The organism is Streptomyces lavendofoliae, from assembly GCF_014649735.1.
GTDB lineage: Bacteria > Actinomycetota > Actinomycetes > Streptomycetales > Streptomycetaceae > Streptomyces > Streptomyces lavendofoliae.
Genome location: NZ_BMTP01000008.1, coordinates 334,502 through 351,890 on the forward strand (window position 1 = coordinate 334,502; position 17,389 = coordinate 351,890).

At 71.6% G+C, this 17,389-nt stretch carries 14 protein-coding genes, 1 tRNA gene and 1 pseudogene; 1 reads left to right on the plus strand and 15 read right to left on the minus strand.

Features of this window, described 5'->3' with window-relative positions:
- Positions 1 to 49: 49 nt before the first annotated feature.
- The 14 genes from IE109_RS17870 to IE109_RS17935 form a co-directional block, all read right to left on the minus strand.
- Positions 50 to 688 (minus strand): arsenate reductase/protein-tyrosine-phosphatase family protein, encoded by a 639-nt coding sequence (locus tag IE109_RS17870; RefSeq protein ID WP_189551876.1) that lies wholly within the window; start codon positions 686 to 688, stop codon positions 50 to 52.
- A complete protein-coding gene (locus tag IE109_RS17875; RefSeq protein ID WP_189551877.1) occupies positions 685 to 1,332 on the minus strand; it encodes an L-threonylcarbamoyladenylate synthase in 648 nt (215 codons plus the stop codon). The genes IE109_RS17870 and IE109_RS17875 overlap by 4 nt, the downstream gene beginning before the upstream one ends.
- Before the next feature lie 28 nt (positions 1,333 to 1,360).
- Positions 1,361 to 2,242 carry a peptide chain release factor N(5)-glutamine methyltransferase gene (prmC, locus tag IE109_RS17880; RefSeq protein ID WP_179166411.1) on the minus strand — a complete coding sequence of 294 codons (882 nt, stop codon included), beginning with the start codon at positions 2,240 to 2,242 and terminating at the stop codon, positions 1,361 to 1,363.
- A 46-nt stretch (positions 2,243 to 2,288) separates the two neighbouring features.
- Positions 2,289 to 3,368: a peptide chain release factor 1 gene (gene prfA / locus IE109_RS17885; protein WP_189551878.1), complete on the minus strand. Its 1,080-nt coding sequence runs from the start codon at positions 3,366 to 3,368 to the stop codon at positions 2,289 to 2,291.
- A gap of 104 nt (positions 3,369 to 3,472) precedes the next feature.
- Positions 3,473 to 3,697 carry a 50S ribosomal protein L31 gene (gene rpmE / locus IE109_RS17890; protein ID WP_189551879.1) on the minus strand — a complete coding sequence of 75 codons (225 nt, stop codon included), beginning with the start codon at positions 3,695 to 3,697 and terminating at the stop codon, positions 3,473 to 3,475.
- A 122-nt stretch (positions 3,698 to 3,819) separates the two neighbouring features.
- The gene (locus tag IE109_RS17895; RefSeq protein ID WP_189551880.1) at positions 3,820 to 4,938 is read right to left on the minus strand and encodes an LCP family protein; all 1,119 of its coding nucleotides are present in this window, start codon (positions 4,936 to 4,938) and stop codon (positions 3,820 to 3,822) included.
- A 266-nt stretch (positions 4,939 to 5,204) separates the two neighbouring features.
- On the minus strand, positions 5,205 to 6,950 hold the full coding sequence (locus tag IE109_RS17900) for a trypsin-like serine protease (protein ID WP_189551881.1): 1,746 nt from the start codon (positions 6,948 to 6,950) through the stop codon (positions 5,205 to 5,207).
- Between the two features lie 311 nt (positions 6,951 to 7,261).
- Positions 7,262 to 9,352: a transcription termination factor Rho gene (gene rho, locus IE109_RS17905; protein WP_189551882.1), complete on the minus strand. Its 2,091-nt coding sequence runs from the start codon at positions 9,350 to 9,352 to the stop codon at positions 7,262 to 7,264.
- A gap of 378 nt (positions 9,353 to 9,730) precedes the next feature.
- A complete protein-coding gene (gene thrB / locus IE109_RS17910) occupies positions 9,731 to 10,648 on the minus strand; it encodes a homoserine kinase (protein WP_189551883.1) in 918 nt (305 codons plus the stop codon).
- Positions 10,649 to 10,991: 343 nt separating this feature from the next.
- Positions 10,992 to 12,050, minus strand: coding sequence for a threonine synthase (gene thrC, locus IE109_RS17915; protein WP_189551884.1), 1,059 nt, complete (start codon positions 12,048 to 12,050; stop codon positions 10,992 to 10,994).
- Between the two features lie 6 nt (positions 12,051 to 12,056).
- The gene (locus IE109_RS17920) at positions 12,057 to 13,349 is read right to left on the minus strand and encodes a homoserine dehydrogenase (protein WP_189551885.1); all 1,293 of its coding nucleotides are present in this window, start codon (positions 13,347 to 13,349) and stop codon (positions 12,057 to 12,059) included.
- Between the two features lie 94 nt (positions 13,350 to 13,443).
- Positions 13,444 to 14,835 (minus strand): diaminopimelate decarboxylase, encoded by a 1,392-nt coding sequence (lysA, locus tag IE109_RS17925; RefSeq protein ID WP_189551886.1) that lies wholly within the window; start codon positions 14,833 to 14,835, stop codon positions 13,444 to 13,446.
- A gap of 7 nt (positions 14,836 to 14,842) precedes the next feature.
- Positions 14,843 to 16,036 carry an ArgS-related anticodon-binding protein NrtL gene (nrtL, locus tag IE109_RS17930; protein ID WP_189551887.1) on the minus strand — a complete coding sequence of 398 codons (1,194 nt, stop codon included), beginning with the start codon at positions 16,034 to 16,036 and terminating at the stop codon, positions 14,843 to 14,845.
- Between the two features lie 77 nt (positions 16,037 to 16,113).
- Entirely contained in the window at positions 16,114 to 16,602 is a 489-nt protein-coding gene (locus IE109_RS17935) for a response regulator (protein WP_189551888.1), read from the minus strand.
- A 114-nt stretch (positions 16,603 to 16,716) separates the two neighbouring features.
- Between IE109_RS17935 and IE109_RS17940 the strand changes: the two genes are divergently transcribed.
- Positions 16,717 to 16,788 (plus strand) — tRNA-Arg (locus IE109_RS17940).
- A gap of 212 nt (positions 16,789 to 17,000) precedes the next feature.
- Here the strand turns inward: IE109_RS17940 and IE109_RS17945 are convergent.
- Positions 17,001 to 17,389: pseudogene (locus IE109_RS17945) on the minus strand (transposase); the annotation flags it as partial.

Sequence of the window (17,389 nt, forward strand, 5' to 3'; positions counted from 1 at the left end):
GCGGGGCGCGCGGCGCGGGCCGTGACCGGCGGTCCGGCGGCCCGGGCGGTCAGCGGCGCGTGGGGACGCCCGTCAGGGCCGTGACCACCGGGTCCAGCGCCTGCTGGATCTCGTCGCCGATGGAGCGGAAGAACGTGATGGGGGCGCCGTACGGATCGTTGACCTCGTCCGCCTCCGCGCTGGGGGCCAGGAGCCAGCCGCGCAGGGCGGCGGCGGCGCGCACCAGGGCGCGGGCGCGCTCGACCATGCCGTCGCCGAGCGGGTCCGGCAGGGTGGCCGGATCTATCGCCCGGACGAGCCGGGTGAACTCCTTGAGGGTGAACGTGCGCAGGCCCGCCGAATGGCCCATCGAGATGACCTGGGCGCGGTGGTCACGGGTCGCCGTCAGCACCAGGTCGGCGCGGATGACGTGCTCGTCGAGCAGCTCGCGCCCCACGAAGCCGCTCGCGTCCGCGCCGAAGTCGGCGAGCACGATCTCGGCGTTGGCCTCCATGGGGGCGCCCTCGTGGCCCCAGGTGCCGGCGCTCTCCACGATCAGGCCGCCGCCCAGCGGGTCGCCCAGGCGGTCGCACAGGGCATGGCGGGTCAGCCGCTCGGTGATCGGCGAGCGGCAGACGTTGCCGGTGCTGACGTGGAGGATCCGGAACGACGGGTCCGTGCCTATGCCACGCCCCTCAGGGGCGGTCAATTGGCCACCTCGAGGTCGGGTACCACCTTGCGCAGCTCGTCCACGGACAGCGCGCCCGCGCGCAGCAGGACGGGGACCTTGCCGGTGACGTCGACGATCGACGACGGGACGATGCCCGGGGTCGGGCCCCCGTCGAGGTACACCGACACGGAGTCGCCGAGCATGCCCTGCGCGGCGTCGCAGTCCTCCGGCGCCGGGTGGCCGGTCAGGTTGGCCGAGGAGACCGCCATCGGGCCGACCTCGGTGAGCAGCTCGATGGCGACCGGGTGCAGCGGCATCCGGATCGCGACCGTGCCGCGGCTGTCGCCGAGGTCCCACTGGAGGGACGGCTGGTGCCGGGCGACCAGCGTCAGGGCGCCGGGCCAGAAGGCGTCGACGAGCTCCCACGCCTGCTCGGAGAAGTCCGTGACCAGGCCGTGCAGGGTGTTCGGGGAACCGATCAGGACGGGGGTGGGCATGTTGCGGCCCCGGCCCTTGGCCTCCAGCAGGTCCGCGACGGCCTCCGCGCCGAAGGCGTCCGCCCCGATCCCGTACACGGTGTCGGTGGGCAGCACGACGAGCTCGCCGCGGCGGACGGCGGACGCGGCCTCACGCAGGCCGGTCGTGCGGTCGGTCGCGTCGTTGCAGTCGTATCGCCGTGCCATCAGCCGGCCTCCTCGTACACGTGCTTCGTCATGGGGTCGCCTTGCGCGCGGTCGCGAAGCGCGGGCGGTTGTTCAGGTCGGGGTGGTCGGCGGCGTCCGCCCAGCCCGCCTCCTCGTTGAAGATCCACGGCACCTGGCCGCCCTGGGTGTCGGCGTGCTCGACGACGACGAGGCCGCCGGGGCGCAGCAGCCGGTGGGCGGTGCGCTCGATGCCGCGGATGGTGTCCAGGCCGTCCTCGCCGGAGAACAGCGCCATCTCCGGGTCGTGGTCGCGGGCCTCGGGCGCGACGTACTCCCACTCGGTGAGGGGGATGTACGGGGGGTTGGAGATGACCAGGTCGACCTGGCCGTCGAGTTCCGGGAGGGCCGTCAGGGCGTCGCCCTGGTGGACGGTGACCCTGGACCCCTCGGCGTTCTTCCGCGTCCACACCAGGGCGTCCTCGGACAGCTCCACGGCGTGCACGCGGGAGCGCGGCACCTCCTGGGCCATGGCGAGCGCGATGGCGCCGGAACCGGAGCACAGGTCGACGATCAGCGGCTCGACGACGTCCATCGCCCGTACGGCGTCTATGGCCCATCCGACGACCGACTCGGTCTCGGGGCGCGGCACGAAGACTCCGGGACCCACCTGGAGCTCCAGGTAGCGGAAGAACGCCCGCCCGGTGATGTGCTGGAGCGGCTCGCGGGCCTCGCGGCGGGCGATCGCCTCCCAGTAGCGGGCGTCGAAGTCGGCGTCCTTGACGTTGTGCAGCTCGCCCCGCTTGACGCCGTGCACGAACGCGGCGAGCTCCTCCGCGTCGAAGCGCGGGGACGGTACGCCGGCGTCGGCCAGCCGCTGGGTGGCCTGGGCCACCTCGGCAAGCAGCACACTGCGGGGGCTTGGGGGTCGCCCCCCAAAATGTTGCTGCACGCTGGTCCTCCGAGCTGAGCGGGTGTGCGGGTGTGGCGGGTGCGGGTTACTGGGCGGCGGCGAGCTTCGCGGCGGAGTCGGCGTCGACACACGCCTGGATCACCGCGTCGAGCTCCCCGTCGAGCACCTGGTCCAAGTTGTACGCCTTGAAGCCGACCCGGTGGTCCGAGATCCGGTTCTCCGGGAAGTTGTACGTCCGGATCTTCTCGGACCGGTCGACGGTGCGCACCTGGCTGCGGCGCGCGTCGGCGGCGTTCTTCTCGGCCTCCTCCTGCGCGGCGGCCAGCAGCCGGGAGCGCAGGATGCGCATGGCCTGCTCCTTGTTCTGGAGCTGGCTCTTCTCGTTCTGGCAGGAGGCGACGATGCCGGTCGGCAGGTGGGTGATGCGTACGGCGGAGTCGGTGGTGTTGACGGACTGGCCGCCGGGCCCGGAGGACCGGTAGACGTCGATGCGCAGGTCGTTGGCGTGGATCTCGACGTCGATCTCCTCGGCCTCGGGCGTCACGAGGACACCGGCGGCGGAGGTGTGGATACGGCCCTGCGACTCGGTGGCGGGCACGCGCTGCACGCGGTGCACCCCGCCCTCGTACTTCAGGCGCGCCCAGACGCCCTGGCCGGGCTCGGTGGCGCCCTGGCCGCCCTTGGTCTTCACGGCGACCTGGACGTCCTTGTAGCCGCCCAGCTCGGACTCGGTGGCGTCGATGATCTCGGTCTTCCAGCCGACGCGCTCGGCGTACCGCAGGTACATGCGCAGCAGGTCGCCGGCGAACAGGGCGGACTCGTCGCCGCCGGCGCCCGCCTTGATCTCCAGGATGACGTCCTTGTCGTCACTGGGGTCGCGCGGGACGAGCAGCAGCCGCAGCTTGTCGGTCAGCTCCTCGCGCTGCTTCTCCAGCTCCTTGACCTCGGCGGCGAAGTCGGGGTCGACCTGCGCGTACTCGCGGGCGGTCTCGATGTCCTCGCCGGTCTGCTTCCAGGAGCGGTACGTGCCGACGATCGGGGTCAGCTCGGCGTAGCGCTTGTTGAGCTTGCGGGCGTTGGCCTGGTCGGCGTGGACCGAAGGGTCGGCAAGCTTCTTCTCGAGATCGGCGTGCTCGCCGATCAGTTCCTCGACCGCCTCGAACATCGGGGGCTCCTGGTTTTCGCGAAAGGGCTGCTGTGGAAGACGGCAAAGCGCCGGTCCCGGCCGCCCCGACGCGTGGGGCGGCCGGAGACCGGCGCAGTGGCTCGCTACTTGGAGGAGCCGGCAGCCTTCTTGCCGAAGCGGGCCTCGAAGCGGGCCACACGGCCACCGGTGTCGAGGATCTTCTGCTTGCCCGTGTAGAACGGGTGGCACTCGGAGCAGACCTCGGCACGGATGTTGCCGCTCTGGATCGTGCTACGGGTGGTGAACGACGCGCCACAGGTGCAGCTGACCTGCGTCTCGACGTACTCGGGGTGGATGTCGCGCTTCAAGGTGTCTCCTAGTTTCGGGAGGGCGCCGGGTCGCCCGCGCGGGATGCGCGTGCGTGAACCGGGGCCGACGTACCAGTCTGCCAGGACCGGCCGTATCTCCCAAAACCGGGGTGCGGCCGGATCTATTCCGGGCCCCCGTGCCCCTGCTTCACGACCCCGTCGGCCCGGCCCTTGGCGGTGTCCTCGGTGGCGGACGCGGGGATCGGCAGGTCGGCCCTGAGGGCCGTCCACACCTGCTGGGACTGCGCCTGGAGCGGTATCACGCGGTTGAGGTCGGCCGGGTCGTACCGCACCGGCAGGGTGATCATCTCGACGTCGTCCGCGCCGAGCTTCTCGAGGCCGCCGGCGAAGTCGGCGAGCTCCTTGACGGAGTCCAGCTCGGAGTCGGGTCTGATGGCCTTGGTGGCGGTGTCGGCGAGGCCCCACAGCTTCTTCGGGCTGGTGAAGACGCCGACGCTCCTGGCCTGCTCGATGAACGCCTTCATGAACGCCTGCTGGAGCTGTATGCGCCCCAGGTCGCTGCCGTCGCCGACGCCCTTGCGGGTGCGGACGAGCCCGAGGGCCTGTTCGCCGGTGAGGGTGTGCGGGCCGGCGGCCAGGTCGAGGTGGCTGCTCGAATCCTTGATCGGCTCGGTGGTGGTGATCTCCACGCCGCCGAGTTCGTCGATCAGCTTCTTGAAGCCGGTGAAGTCCACCTCGACGTAGTGGTCCATGCGGATGCCGGACATCTTCTCGACGGTCTTCACCGCGCACGCCGGGCCGCCGACCTCGTACGCCGTGTTGAACATGGCCTTGCGCTGCCCGGGTACGGCCGCGCCGGCCCGGTCGGTGCAGTCGGGGCGCTCGATGATCGTGTCACGCGGTACGGAGACGACGCTCGCCTTCTTGTGGCCCTCGTACACGTGAAGGATCATCGCGGTGTCGGAGCGGGCGGCGCCCTCGTCCCTGCCGTACTCGCCGTTGGCGCCGGCCCGGGTGTCGGAGCCCAGGACCAGGATGTCCAGGGAGCCGTTGTCGACGTCGCGCGGACGGTCGTCGTCGCGCAGCTGGGCGTTGATGTCGACGCTGTCGATGTTGCCGTTGAGGGCGGCGTACACGTACCCGAGCCCGCACCCGCCGGCCAGCACCAGCCCGGCGGCGGACCACGCGGCGACGGTGACCGCCCGGCGGCCCTTGCCGCGTTCCACGCGGCGGCGTCCGGTGGCGCGTATTCGGCTGCTCCTGCTGCCCTGCTCGGCCATGTTCTCCTCAGTCCTCGCTGATGCCGCTACCCCCAGCGGTGGTGATCAGGCACGCTTCGGCCTGTCAGACGGGGAAGCGGCACAAAGGGTTGCACGGCCGGCCGAGCGGTCCCCGGGAACGCACTGTGCCCACCGCGCGGGTGCGCGGTGGGCACAGATCGTGGTTCACCTGCGGTTTCCGCAGGGCCGGGGCGCTGGGGCGGCTCACCGGCGAGCCGCCCCGGACGTGGCGAACATCGCACGCTTCCCGGCCCCCGGGACGGCGGTCAGCCGAACAGGTTGTACGCCTGCCAGCCGGTACCGAAGTCCTTGCGGGCGAGGAAGCCGCCCTTGCCGTTGCCCGGGTACAGCCACAGCTTGCCGGCCGTGTCGCGGGCCAGGACGTCGGCGACGCCGTCGCTGTTGACGTCACCGGTGGTGACGAGGGCGTTCATGGACCCGAAGGCGGCGACCAGCACGGGCGCGGACCACGGCTTGGTGGCGACGCCGGTGCCCTTGTAGAGGTAGGTCTTGCCGTCAGAGGCGCGGGCGAAGATGTCGGCCTTGCCGTCGTTGGTGAAGTCACCGTGACCGCGGACCATCGTGTACTTGCCCCAGCCGGTGCCGACGGTGACGGGAGCGTTGAAGCCGCCGTTGCCGCGGCCCGGGTAGATCCGCATGGTGCCGGCGGAGTCGACCGCGACCACGTCGGGCAGCTCGTCACCGGTGACGTCGCCGGGGGCGACGACCGCCTTGTGCTTGCCCCAGCCCTTGGCGACGAGCTTGGACTGCCACTCGCCGAGCGCCGGGACCCAGTGGTCCCAGTACACGTCGCCGTTGTAGCGGTTGAGCATGTCCTCGTTGTCATCACGGTCGAGGTCCGTCTGGAGCGCCAGGGTGTAGCCGCCGAAGTACCCCATGTCGAAGGTACGGCTCAGCGAGGTGACCTTCGAGTTCCAGCCGAACAGCGTGGAGTCCGAGGTGCGGCGGGAGAGCAGGTCGGCCGCGTGGTCGTTGTTCCAGTTGGCGTCGTCGACGCGGGCCTGGAGAGACGCGGAGTACGTGGAGACCTTCGCGTACACGCCGTACTTGCCGGCGGCGGAGCAGTTCTCGTCGCCCCACGACACGATGCCGACGAGCCGGCCGCTGACGACGAGCGGGCCACCGGAGTCACCGTTGCAGGTGGTCTCGCTGGTCTCGTCGCTGCCGGTCGGCGCGGCGCCCGCGCAGAGCATGTGGCCCCTGATGAAACCGTCCGGGTAGGCGGCGGCGCAGTTGGTGTCCGAGACGATGTCGGCGTCGGCGACCTTCAGCGTGGGCGAACCGCTGTTGGGCTCGGTGGAGCTGGTGCGGCCCCAGCCGTACACCTTGCCGTCCAGGCCCGCCTGGTACAGCGCGCCGTCGGTCGGCTGCGCGAGCGGCAGCGGCCTGGCGGTGGTGGGCGAGGTCAGCGTGAGGACGGCCACGTCCCCGTCGAGGGTGTACGGGCTGTACGACGGGTGGTTCCACTGGCGGTAGGCGCCGAAGACGGTGCCACCGTGGAAGTCCCAGCTGCCGTCGGCGTTCTCGGTGGGCACCTTGTCGGTGCCGGTGATGACCGCGCCGTCCTCGTACCACTTGATGCCCTTGACGCAGTGCGCCGCGGTGGCGATCTTCGTCGGGGCGATCACCACGCCGCCGCAGAAGTAGCCCGCGCCGGTGCTGTCGCTGAAGTGGAGCTGCGCCATCCAGGGCGCGGCCGAGATGGTGGTCTGCGCGCCGCCGATTATGCGCGCGCTGGGCGCGCTGTCGGTGCCGCTGTCGGACGCCGCGGCGTCGGGCTGCTTGACCAGGGATCGCTCGCTGGTGGCGTCGCCCTTCATCGCCTTGATGGTGCGCTGACGAAGCTCCTGCTTCGACGGCTCGGCGGGCTTCTGCGTGTCCATGGTGATCCGCGGCGCCTCGCCGGCCTCCGCGGAGTCCGAACCGGTGACCGCGATGCCCGCTCCCACGAGGGCGACGACCGCGGCGGCGGCCGGCAGCGCCAGTGTCATACGGCGCCGGTGACGGCCGCCGCGCGTGCGTATCTGCACTAGGTAAACCCCTTGGGTCGACCCGGCGCAGCGCGACCGCCGCGCCGGAAGAAATCCATGACGGTGGCGGGGCTCGGCTGGTACGCGGGCAGTGAGCCGGAAAACCCCCCTGGCCTCGGCTCGGACTGCGCGGCGAGATCCCCCCACGTCGATGCGACGATGCTACGCCTGTCAAGTACTGGTTGACCAGCGGCAGGTGAGAAATTCGTGAAAGCGAGACCGCCCCGTCACCGGAGTGACGGGGCGGTCCGTTATGTCCTGCTGATGCGACGTCAGTCGTTGCCGTTGCCGGACGACGGGGTCGTCTTCTGGATCTGGAGCAGGAACTCGGCGTTCGACTTCGTCTGCTTCATCTTGTCGAGCAGCAGCTCGATCGCCTGCTGCTGGTCGAGCGCGTGCAGCACCCGGCGCAGCTTCCAGACGATGGCGAGCTCGTCGCTGCCCAGCAGGATCTCCTCCTTGCGGGTGCCGGACGCGTCGACGTCCACCGCCGGGAAGATGCGCTTGTCGGCGAGCTTCCGGTCGAGCTTGAGCTCCATGTTGCCGGTGCCCTTGAACTCCTCGAAGATCACCTCGTCCATGCGCGAGCCGGTGTCGACCAGCGCGGTGGCCAGGATGGTCAGCGAGCCGCCGTCCTCGATGTTGCGCGCGGCACCGAAGAAGCGCTTCGGCGGGTAGAGCGCGGTCGAGTCGACACCACCGGACAGGATGCGGCCGGAGGCGGGCGCCGCGAGGTTGTACGCGCGGCCCAGGCGGGTGATGGAGTCCAGCAGGACGACCACGTCGTGACCCAGCTCGACGAGACGCTTGGCGCGCTCGATGGCCAGCTCGGCGACGGTGGTGTGGTCCTCGGCGGGACGGTCGAAGGTCGAGGAGATGACCTCGCCCTTCACCGACCGCTGCATGTCGGTGACCTCTTCCGGACGCTCGTCGACGAGGACGACCATCAGGTGGCACTCGGGGTTGTTCGTGGTGATCGCGTTGGCGACCGCCTGCATGATCATGGTCTTGCCGGTCTTCGGCGGGGCCACGATCAGGCCTCGCTGGCCCTTGCCGATCGGCGACACGAGGTCGATGATCCGCGTGGTCAGCACACCCGGGTCGGTCTCCAGACGGAGGCGGTCCTGGGGGTAGAGCGGGGTCAGCTTGTTGAACTCGGGACGGCCCCGGCCGGAGTCGGCGGCCATGCCGTTGGCCGAGTCCAGACGGACCAGCGCGTTGAACTTCTCGCGGCGCTCGCCCTCCTTCGGCTGGCGTACGGCACCGGTGATGTGGTCGCCCTTGCGCAGGCCGTTCTTGCGGACCTGGGCGAGGGAGACGTACACGTCGTTGGGGCCCGGCAGGTAGCCGGAGGTCCGGATGAACGCGTAGTTGTCGAGGATGTCCAGGATGCCCGCGACGGGGATCAGGACGTCGTCCTCGGAGACCTGCGGCTCGGGGGCCGCGAACTCGTCACGGCCACGGCGGCCACGGCGGTCGCGGTAGCGGCCGCGGCGCCCGCGGCGACCGCCGGCCTCGTCGTCGTAGTCGTCCTGCGGACCGGCCTGGCCGCCCTGCTGGCCGCCCTGGCGCTGCTGGCGCTGGCCGCCCTGCTGGTCGTCGCCCTTGCCGCCGCGGTCACGCTGGCGGTCGCGCTGACGCTCGCGGCGGTCACCGCGGTCGCCGCGTTCACCGCGGTCGCGCTGGCGGTCGCGGCGGTTGCCCTCGGCGGTGTCGGCGGACGCGTCGGCCTTCGCCTCCGGCTGCCCGTCACCCCTGGTGTCGGTCCTGGCCTCGGTACGCACGTCCGCGCGGACCTCGGTGCGCACGTCGCCCTCGGGGCTGCCGGCGGGCGCGGTGGCGCGGCGGCGGCGGCGCTCGCCCGCGGGCTGGTCGTCGGCGGCACCGCCCTGCTCGGGCGAGGCCGAGAGCTTGGGGGACGGCTGGCCGGGGATCTCGATCTGCTGCTGCGCGACGACCTTGTCGGCCTTGGCGGCGGGCTTCTCGGTGGCCTTGTCGGCCTGGACGGCGGTCTTGTCGACGGCCTTGGCGGCGTCCTCGCCCGTACGGGCCTTGGAGGTCGCGCGGCGCTTCGGCTTCGTCTCGGCGGCACCGGCCGCGTCGGCGGCCTTGGACGCGGAGGCGCCGCCTCCGGCCTGCGTCTCCTTGATGACCTCGATCAGCTGGCTCTTGCGCATACGCGCGGTGCCCCTGATACCGAGGCCGGACGCGACCTGCTGCAGCTCGGCCAGGACCATGCCCTCGAGGCCGGTGCCGGAGCGGCGGCGCCGTGACGTGGTGCCAGTGGCAGCACCTGCGGCGGGCGCGGCGGTGTCGACACTGTTGTCGGCAGTCACGCCCATCAGATCGGTGGTGTCGCTCACGAAGGGTCCTTCCCTGGAGCGGACGTCGGCCTTCTGGCTCGGCGACCGGTTGTGCTGTCCGACAGCGGTCCTTGATCGGTGGACCGAGTCGGGGCGGTGGTCCCGCCGGGTACGGCGGAGAAGAAAAGACGTGCTGGGTTCCGGCCCGAGGCCCCCTGCTCGGCCCGCTCCTGGGAAAAGCGGGGTGTCGCGCCGGTTCCGGAGCGTGCTCGAAACTGCTCAGGCAGGCTGCTCAGGCAGTGGAGGAGGCTCCCGGAAGAATGGTGGTCCCGGATGGGGACACTCAGCACCGCGCCACAAAGACGTCGGGTGCAGATTCGAGGTTAACACTACCGGCTCCAACAAACATTCCCCCTCTCCAACACCGGCAACCGTGCACTACGGGGCGAGCGGCAGGACGCTCGCACCCGAGACGTCGAGGGCCAGCCGGTTGGCCGCCCAGCCCTCGCCCGCCAGCCGCGCGACCTTCTCCGCCGCGCCGTCCTCGGCCAGCGCGAGGACCGTGGGGCCCGCGCCGGAGATGACCGCCGGGACGCCGTCCGCGCGCAGTCGGTTCACCAGGGCGATGCTCTCCGGCATCGCGGGGGCCCGGTACTCCTGGTGCAGCCGGTCCTCGGTGGCGGCGAGCAGCAGCTCGGGACGCCTGGTCAGGGCCTCGACGAGCAGTGCGGCGCGACCGGCGTTGACCGCGGCGTCCACATGGGGGACGGTGCGCGGCAGCAGGCCGCGGGCGGTCTCGGTGAGGACGGGCTTGCCGGGGACGAAAACCACCGGAACGACGGAATCGGCGGGATCCATCCGGATCGCCCGGGCGGCGCCGCCCTCGGTCCAGGCGAGGGTGAAGCCGCCGAGCAGGCAGGCGGCCACGTTGTCGGGGTGGCCCTCGATCTCGGTGGCCAGTTCCAGCAGCGCCGCGTCGTCGAGCCGGGCGTCGCCGCCTATGGTCACCGCGCGGGCGGCGACGATGCCGGCGCAGATGGCGGCCGAGGAGGAACCGAGGCCCCGCCCGTGCGGGATGCGGTTGGCGCAGACGACCTCGAGGCCGCGCGGCTGGCCGCCGAGCAGGTCGAAGGCCGTGCGCAGGGAGCGTACGAGCAGATGGCTCTCGTCGCGCGGGAGGTTGTCGGCGCCCTCTCCGGCGATGTCGATGTGCAGCCCGGAGTCGGCGACCCGGACGACCACGTCGTCGTACAGCCCCAGCGACAGGCCGAGGGCGTCGAAGCCCGGGCCGAGGTTGGCGCTGGTGGCGGGAACGCGCACCCGGACGGCGGCGGCGCGGAACGCTGGACCGGCCATCTCTCGATGACTCTCCTTGGATCTGACGACGTGGTTGTCGCTGGTTTCGAGGTTCGGGGTTCTACGAGGGGTACGAGGACCCTGGGCCGCAGCGGCGTCAACGGCAACAGCACCGCGGCATATGCGGCGGGGCGGGTTCGGTACAGCCTATCGAAGGAAGGTTCTGTGGCGACATAGGGCGCACAGGAGGCGCACGATGCGTGTCGCGAGCCCGCCCGTGCTTCCGCGTGGGACGCGGTGCGGGTTGCGGTTTTCGGCCATCTCACGCACCCGCGTGGCGGTGTCGCCGGTCCGGGACCGGCCCGGGGGCCCTAGAGGGCCGGGGGCCGGTCCCGGTCGCCGCTCAGGCCAGGCCGAGCCGCTCCGCGGCGGTGGCCGCGTCGACCGGCACGGTGACCGGCTGGGGCGCTCCGGCGACCGCCCAGTCCGGGTCCTTCAGACCGTTTCCGGTCACGGTGCACACGATCGTCTGCCCCGGGTCCACCTTGCCCTGCTCGGCCGCCTTCAGCAGTCCGGCCACGGAGGCCGCGGACGCGGGCTCCACGAAGACGCCCTCCTGCGAGGCCAACAGGCGGTAGGCGCGCAGGATCTCACGGTCCGTCACCTCGTCGATGAAGCCGCCCGACTCGTCGCGCGCGGCCAGGGCGTAGTTCCAGGAGGCCGGGTTGCCGATGCGGATGGCGGTGGCGATCGTCGACGGGTCCTTGACGACCTCGCCGCGCACGATCGGCGCGGAGCCGGATGCCTGGAAGCCCCACATGCGGGGGGCGCGGGAGGAGATCCCGTCCGCCGCGTACTCCGTGTAGCCCTTCCAGTAGGCGGTGATGTTGCCCGCGTTGCCGACGGGCAGGACGTGGATGTCGGGGGCGTCGCCCAGCATGTCCACGATCTCGAACGCGGCGGTCTTCTGGCCCTCGATACGGACCGGGTTCACCGAATTGACCAGCGCCACCGGGTAGTTGTCGGACAGCGCGCGGGCCAGCGTCAGGCAGTCGTCGAAGTTGCCGTCGACCTGGAGGATCTTGGCTCCGTGGACCAGGGCCTGGCCCATCTTGCCGAGCGCGATCTTGCCCTGCGGGACGAGGACGGCGGACACCATCCCGGCCCGGACGGCGTACGCGGCCGCCGAGGCGGAGGTGTTGCCGGTGGAGGCGCAGATGACGGCCTGGGCGCCTTCCTCCTTGGCCCGGGTGATCGCCATGGTCATGCCGCGGTCCTTGAAGGAGCCGGTGGGGTTGGCGCCCTCGACCTTCAGGTGGACCTCACACCCCGTGCGCTCGGAGAGCACCTGCGCGGGCACGAGCGGCGTACCGCCCTCACGGAGCGTGATGACCGGCGTCGTGTCGGTGACCGGCAGCCGGTCGCGGTACTCCTCGATGATTCCGCGCCACTGGTGAGTCATTGCTGGTTACTCTCCTTCGACCCGCATGATGCTGGCGACACCGCGCACGGTGTCGAGCTGGCGCAGCGCCTCGACGGTCCCGGACAGGGCGGCGTCGGGCGCGCGATGGGTGACGACGACGAGGGACGCCTCGCCGTCCTTGCCCTGCTGGCGCACCGTATCGATGGATACGCCGTGCTCGGCGAAGACCGTCGCCACCTGGGCGAGGACGCCCGGCTTGTCGGCCACGTCGAGGCTGATGTGGTACCGCGTCACCACGTCGCCCATGGGGCTGACGGGGAGCTGGGTGTACGCGGACTCGCCGGGACCCGTCGTGCCGCCCCGGCGGTTGCGGCAGACGGCGACGAGGTCGCCGAGGACGGCGGACGCGGTCGGCGAACCGCCGGCACCGGGTCCGTAGAACATCAGCCGGCCGGCCGCGTCCGCCTCGACGAACACGGCGTTGTAGGCGCCGCGCACCGACGCGAGCGGGTGGCTGAGCGGGATCATCGCGGGGTGCACGCGCGCGGTGACGGAGCCGCCGTCGGCGGCCCGCTCGCAGATGGCGAGCAGCTTGATGGTGCAGCCCATGCGCTTGGCGGAGGCGAAGTCGGCGGCGGTGACCTCGGTCATGCCCTCGCGGTGCACGTCGTCGAGGCGTACGCGCGTGTGGAAGGCGATCCCGGCGAGGATGGCGGCCTTGGCGGCGGCGTCGAAGCCCTCGACGTCGGCGGTCGGGTCGGCCTCGGCGTACCCGAGGGCGGTGGCCTCGTCGAGCGCCTCCGAGTATCCGGCGCCCGAGGTGTCCATCTTGTCGAGGATGAAGTTGGTCGTGCCGTTGACGATGCCGAGCACCCGGTTGACCTTATCGCCGGCGAGGGACTCGCGCAGCGGGCGGATCAGCGGGATGGCGCCGGCGACGGCCGCCTCGTAGTACAGGTCCTGGCCGTGCCGCTCGGCGGCGGCGTACAGGCTCTGGCCCTCCTGGGCGAGGAGCGCCTTGTTCGCGGAGACGACCGACGCCCCGTGCTCGAAGGCCGTGGTGATGAGCGTCCGGGCGGGCTCGATGCCCCCGATGACCTCGACGACGACGTCGATGTCCCCCCGTTTGACCAGGGCGGTCGCGTCGGTGGTGATGAGCTCCTGCGGGATGCCCTCACGCACCTTCGAGGGCCGGCGCACGGCGACACCGGCGAGCTCGACCGGGGCGCCGATGCGCGCGGCGAGGTCGTCGGCGTGCGTCGTCATGATGCGCGCCACCTCTGAGCCGACCACTCCACAGCCCAGCAGCGCCACCTTCAGCGGACGCGTACGCATCATCCGACCTCACTTCTCATACTTCTACGGTGGGGACAGTCTCACTCACCGGACGGCAGTTTCTCCCTTCCGTCCGGATTATGAGACATCTATTTCATCAGCCGACATCGAGACGCAGAAGATCTTCCTCTGTCTCGCGCCGGACGATCACGCGCGCCTCACCGTCGCGGACGGCGACGACGGGCGGGCGCAGTGCGTGGTTGTAGTTGCTGGCCATGGAGCGGCAGTACGCCCCGGTGGCGGGGACGGCGATGAGATCGCCCGGCGCGACGTCGGCCGGCAGGAACGCGTCCTTCACCACGATGTCGCCGCTCTCGCAGTGCTTGCCGACGACGCGGCTGAGCACCGGCTCGGCGTCGCTGGTCCGCGACACGAGCGCCACGCTGTACTCGGCGTCGTACAGGGCGGTGCGGATGTTGTCCGACATGCCGCCGTCGACGCTGACGTACGTCCGCAGCCCGGCGAGCGGCTTGACCGTGCCCACCTCGTAGAGCGTGAACGCCGTCGGGCCGACGATGGCGCGCCCGGGCTCGACGGAGATGCGCGGCGTGCGCAGCCCGGCGGCCTCGCACTCCCTGGTCACGATGTCGCGCAGCGCCTTGGCGATCTCGTGCGGCTCGCGCGGGTCGTCGTCGGAGGTGTACGCGATGCCCAGACCGCCGCCGAGGTCGATCTCGGGCAGCTCGACGCCGTGCTCGTCGCGAACCTCCTTCAGCAGCCCGACCACCCGGTGGGCGGCCACCTCGAACCCGGAGGTGTCGAAGATCTGCGATCCGATGTGGGAGTGGATGCCGATGAGCTCCAGCCCGTCCAGCTTCAGCGCCCGCCGCACGGCCTCGGCGGCCTGTCCGCCGGCCAGCGCGATGCCGAACTTCTGGTCCTCGTGGGCGGTGGCGATGAACTCGTGCGTGTGGGCCTCCACGCCCACCGTCACGCGGATCTGCACCTTCTGCCGCCTGCCCAGCGACTGGGCGGCGTGCGCGACGCGCGCGATCTCCTGGAAGGAGTCGAGCACGATCCGGCCGACGCCTGACTCCACCGCCCGCTCGATCTCGTACGCGCTCTTGTTGTTGCCGTGGAAGGCGATCCGCTCGGGCGGCATCCCAGCCTCGAGCGCCGTCGTCAGCTCACCGCCCGAACACACGTCGAGGTTGAGGCCCTCCTCCTTCAGCCACCGCACCACGGCGCGGGACAGGAACGCCTTGCCGGCGTAGAACACGTCCGCCTCCTCGCCGAACGCCTCGGCCCAGGCACGGCACCGGGCGCGGAAGTCGGCCTCGTCGAGGAAGTAGGCGGGGGTGCCGAACTCCTCGGCGAGCGCGGTGGCGGTCAGGCCGCCGACGGTCAGGACCCCGTCCTCGTTCCGGGTGACGGTCCGGGACCAGACCTTCTCGTCGAGACGGTTGAGGTCGGCGGGCGGGGCGGAGTAGTGGCCCTCGGGCAGGACATCGGCGTGACGGGGCCCGGCGGGGTGTGCGGAACGGCTCATTTCTCTCTCACAGGTAGTCAGGGGCGCTGATGCCGAGCAGGGCCAGGCCGCCGGCCAGCACCGTCCCGGCGGCTTCGGCGAGGGCGAGCCGGGAGCGGTGGGCGGCCGAGGGTTTCTCGTCGCCGAGGGGAAGCACGGTGTGCTGGAACCCCAGGAACGCGTCGGCGGTGGCCTCCATGTGCCGGGCGACCCGGTCGGGGGCGCGGTGGCGGGCGGCCGCTTCGAGGACGGCGGGGTGATCGCCGAGGGCGGTGAGGAGGCGCGGCGCGTCGACGTCCTCGTCGTACGCGGGCGCGATGCCGAGCTGCGCCCCGTTGCGGAGCAGGGCCCGCGCCCGGGCGTGGGCGTACCGCACGGTGAACAGCGGGTTGGCCTCGCTCTGGACGAGCAGCCCGTCGGGGGCGAGCGCCCGGTCGTGGGCGGCGGGCCGGAGCAGCGCCCAGCGGGCGGCGTCGGACCCGAGGGCGGCGAGGTCGTGCGCGGCGGGGACGGGGATGGACCGGAGGGTGACGGTCTCGGGGGGGTCGGTGACGGTCTCGGGGGCGCGGGCGCCGGGTCCGTCGGGGCTGGTGGTGGATGCGGGGCGGGTGGTGTGCGGGTGGGGGCGGGCGGCGGGACGGCCGGGGTGGGTGGCGGGCGCGGGGCCCTGGGGGCCGGGTCCGTCGGCGGGGGTGGCGGGCGCGGGACGGGTGGTGTGCGGGTGGGGCCCGGCGTCGTCGCGCGGGTCGTCGGGGACGTCGTCGTACACGTGGGCGCCCTGCGCGCGCAGAAGGGCGCGTACCGCCTCAGCCAGCACCGTGGCCCGTACGTCGCCGGGGTGCGCCAGTCGGTAGGCGCGGCCCCGCAGGGTGTCGCCGTGCCCGTAGCGCTCGCGCCGGTCGAGGATGTCGCGCACCAGGGCGCGCCGGCTCCGGTCGGCCAGCGTGATGTTGAGGAACCCGGGCCCCGTGATCTCGACGCTCGCGATGCCGTCGGCCTCCGCGATCCTGGGCCGCAGCACCTCCGCGACGCGCAGCGGGGCCATCCCGGCCTCGCGGGCCAGCTGGAGGGCGGCGTTGGTGGCCCAGTCCCCGCTGCCGCCGGGCCGGGGCCGCTCGATCTTGACCCGCTCGGGCACCCGCGTGTCCGCCCGCAGCACGCCTTCACCGACCGCGCGGCGCACGGCGTGCTGCACGGTGAGGGAGAGGTCCGCGGGGGTCACGGGACAAGCGTATGGGAGGACCCCCTCCCGGGCGGAACCGGTTTCGCGATGCGGTCACCCGCCACCCGACCGGCCGGTCAGCTCCAGGCACTCCCGGCATGCCCGGCACCGCTCCGGCCGTCGATGGGCGGCGGCGTCTCCCGGTGCATGAGCTGCCGCACGAGCCGCACGAGCTCGGCCGGCTCGAAGGGCTTCGCCAGGAATGCGTCCACCCCGGCGGCGAACCCGCTCTCCACCTCGTACTGCGTGCAGGCGCTGACGATCGCCACGGGCAGGTGTCTGGTCCTCGGATCCTCCCGCAACCGCTCGGCGGTCCGCAGCCCGTCGAGGCGGGGCATGACGACGTCGAGGGTCACCACATCGGGGCGAACGTCATGGACGACGTCCAGACACTCGGCACCATCGGCCGCGGTCACGACCTCGAAGCCCTCCAGCTCGAGATTGACCCTGATCAGCTGCCGGATGACTCTGTTGTCGTCCACGACGAGCACCCGGCCGGACACGCCTGACACAACTCGAGAGTAGGTCGAGCCGCTGCCCTGCGTCCGGGTTTTCCCCACTTCCACCCCACACGGGCGACCCGGTCCTCCCCGCCACCCCTAAATACCTGTTCACAGGCACCGCCCGGGAGCTGGTAGTGTTCTACCCGTCGCCGCGAGCAACACCACCGCGACGGACACGCCCCCGTAGCTCAGGGGATAGAGCAACGGCCTCCGGAGCCGTGTGCGCAGGTTCGAATCCTGCCGGGGGCACAGAAGCCGGACCAGCGTGATCAAGCTGCTGACCTGCGGATGTGCCAGACATCGAGAGTCGGATCCAGTCCCACTGGGTCCGGCTCTTTGTCGTTGTCGCGCACCACTCCCGAGTGAGTGGCAAGTGGGAAGCCGCCGTCGAGTGCCTCCACAGTGCGCTCACTGCGGCAGCCACACCAGGCGCCGGCATGGCATGGAGCCGCCCAGCCTCGCTAAGAAGTCATCTCATTTGGAGAGCCTGCGGTAGCAATGCAGGCGATGCTGGTGAAGGCGAGGAAGTGGTCAGCCTTGCATTCGTAGCGGCGGTGGAGTCGTCGGCAGCCGGCGAGCCAGGCCATGGTGCGTTCGATGGTCCACCGGTGTTGTCCGAGCCGTTGCGAGGATTCGATTCCTTTGCGGGGGATGCGGTGTCGGATGCCTCGACTGGAGAGCCATTGCCGCAGGTGGCGGTAGTCGTAGCCTTTGTCGGCGTGCAGTTTGCCGGGCTTGCGCCGGCGTCGGCCGCGGCGTGAACGGATCGGGGGTACGCCCTTCACCAGTGAGGTTGGCGCCGGAGATTCCGACGGAGATGGGCAGACCGGTCCGCTCGGTGATCAGGTGG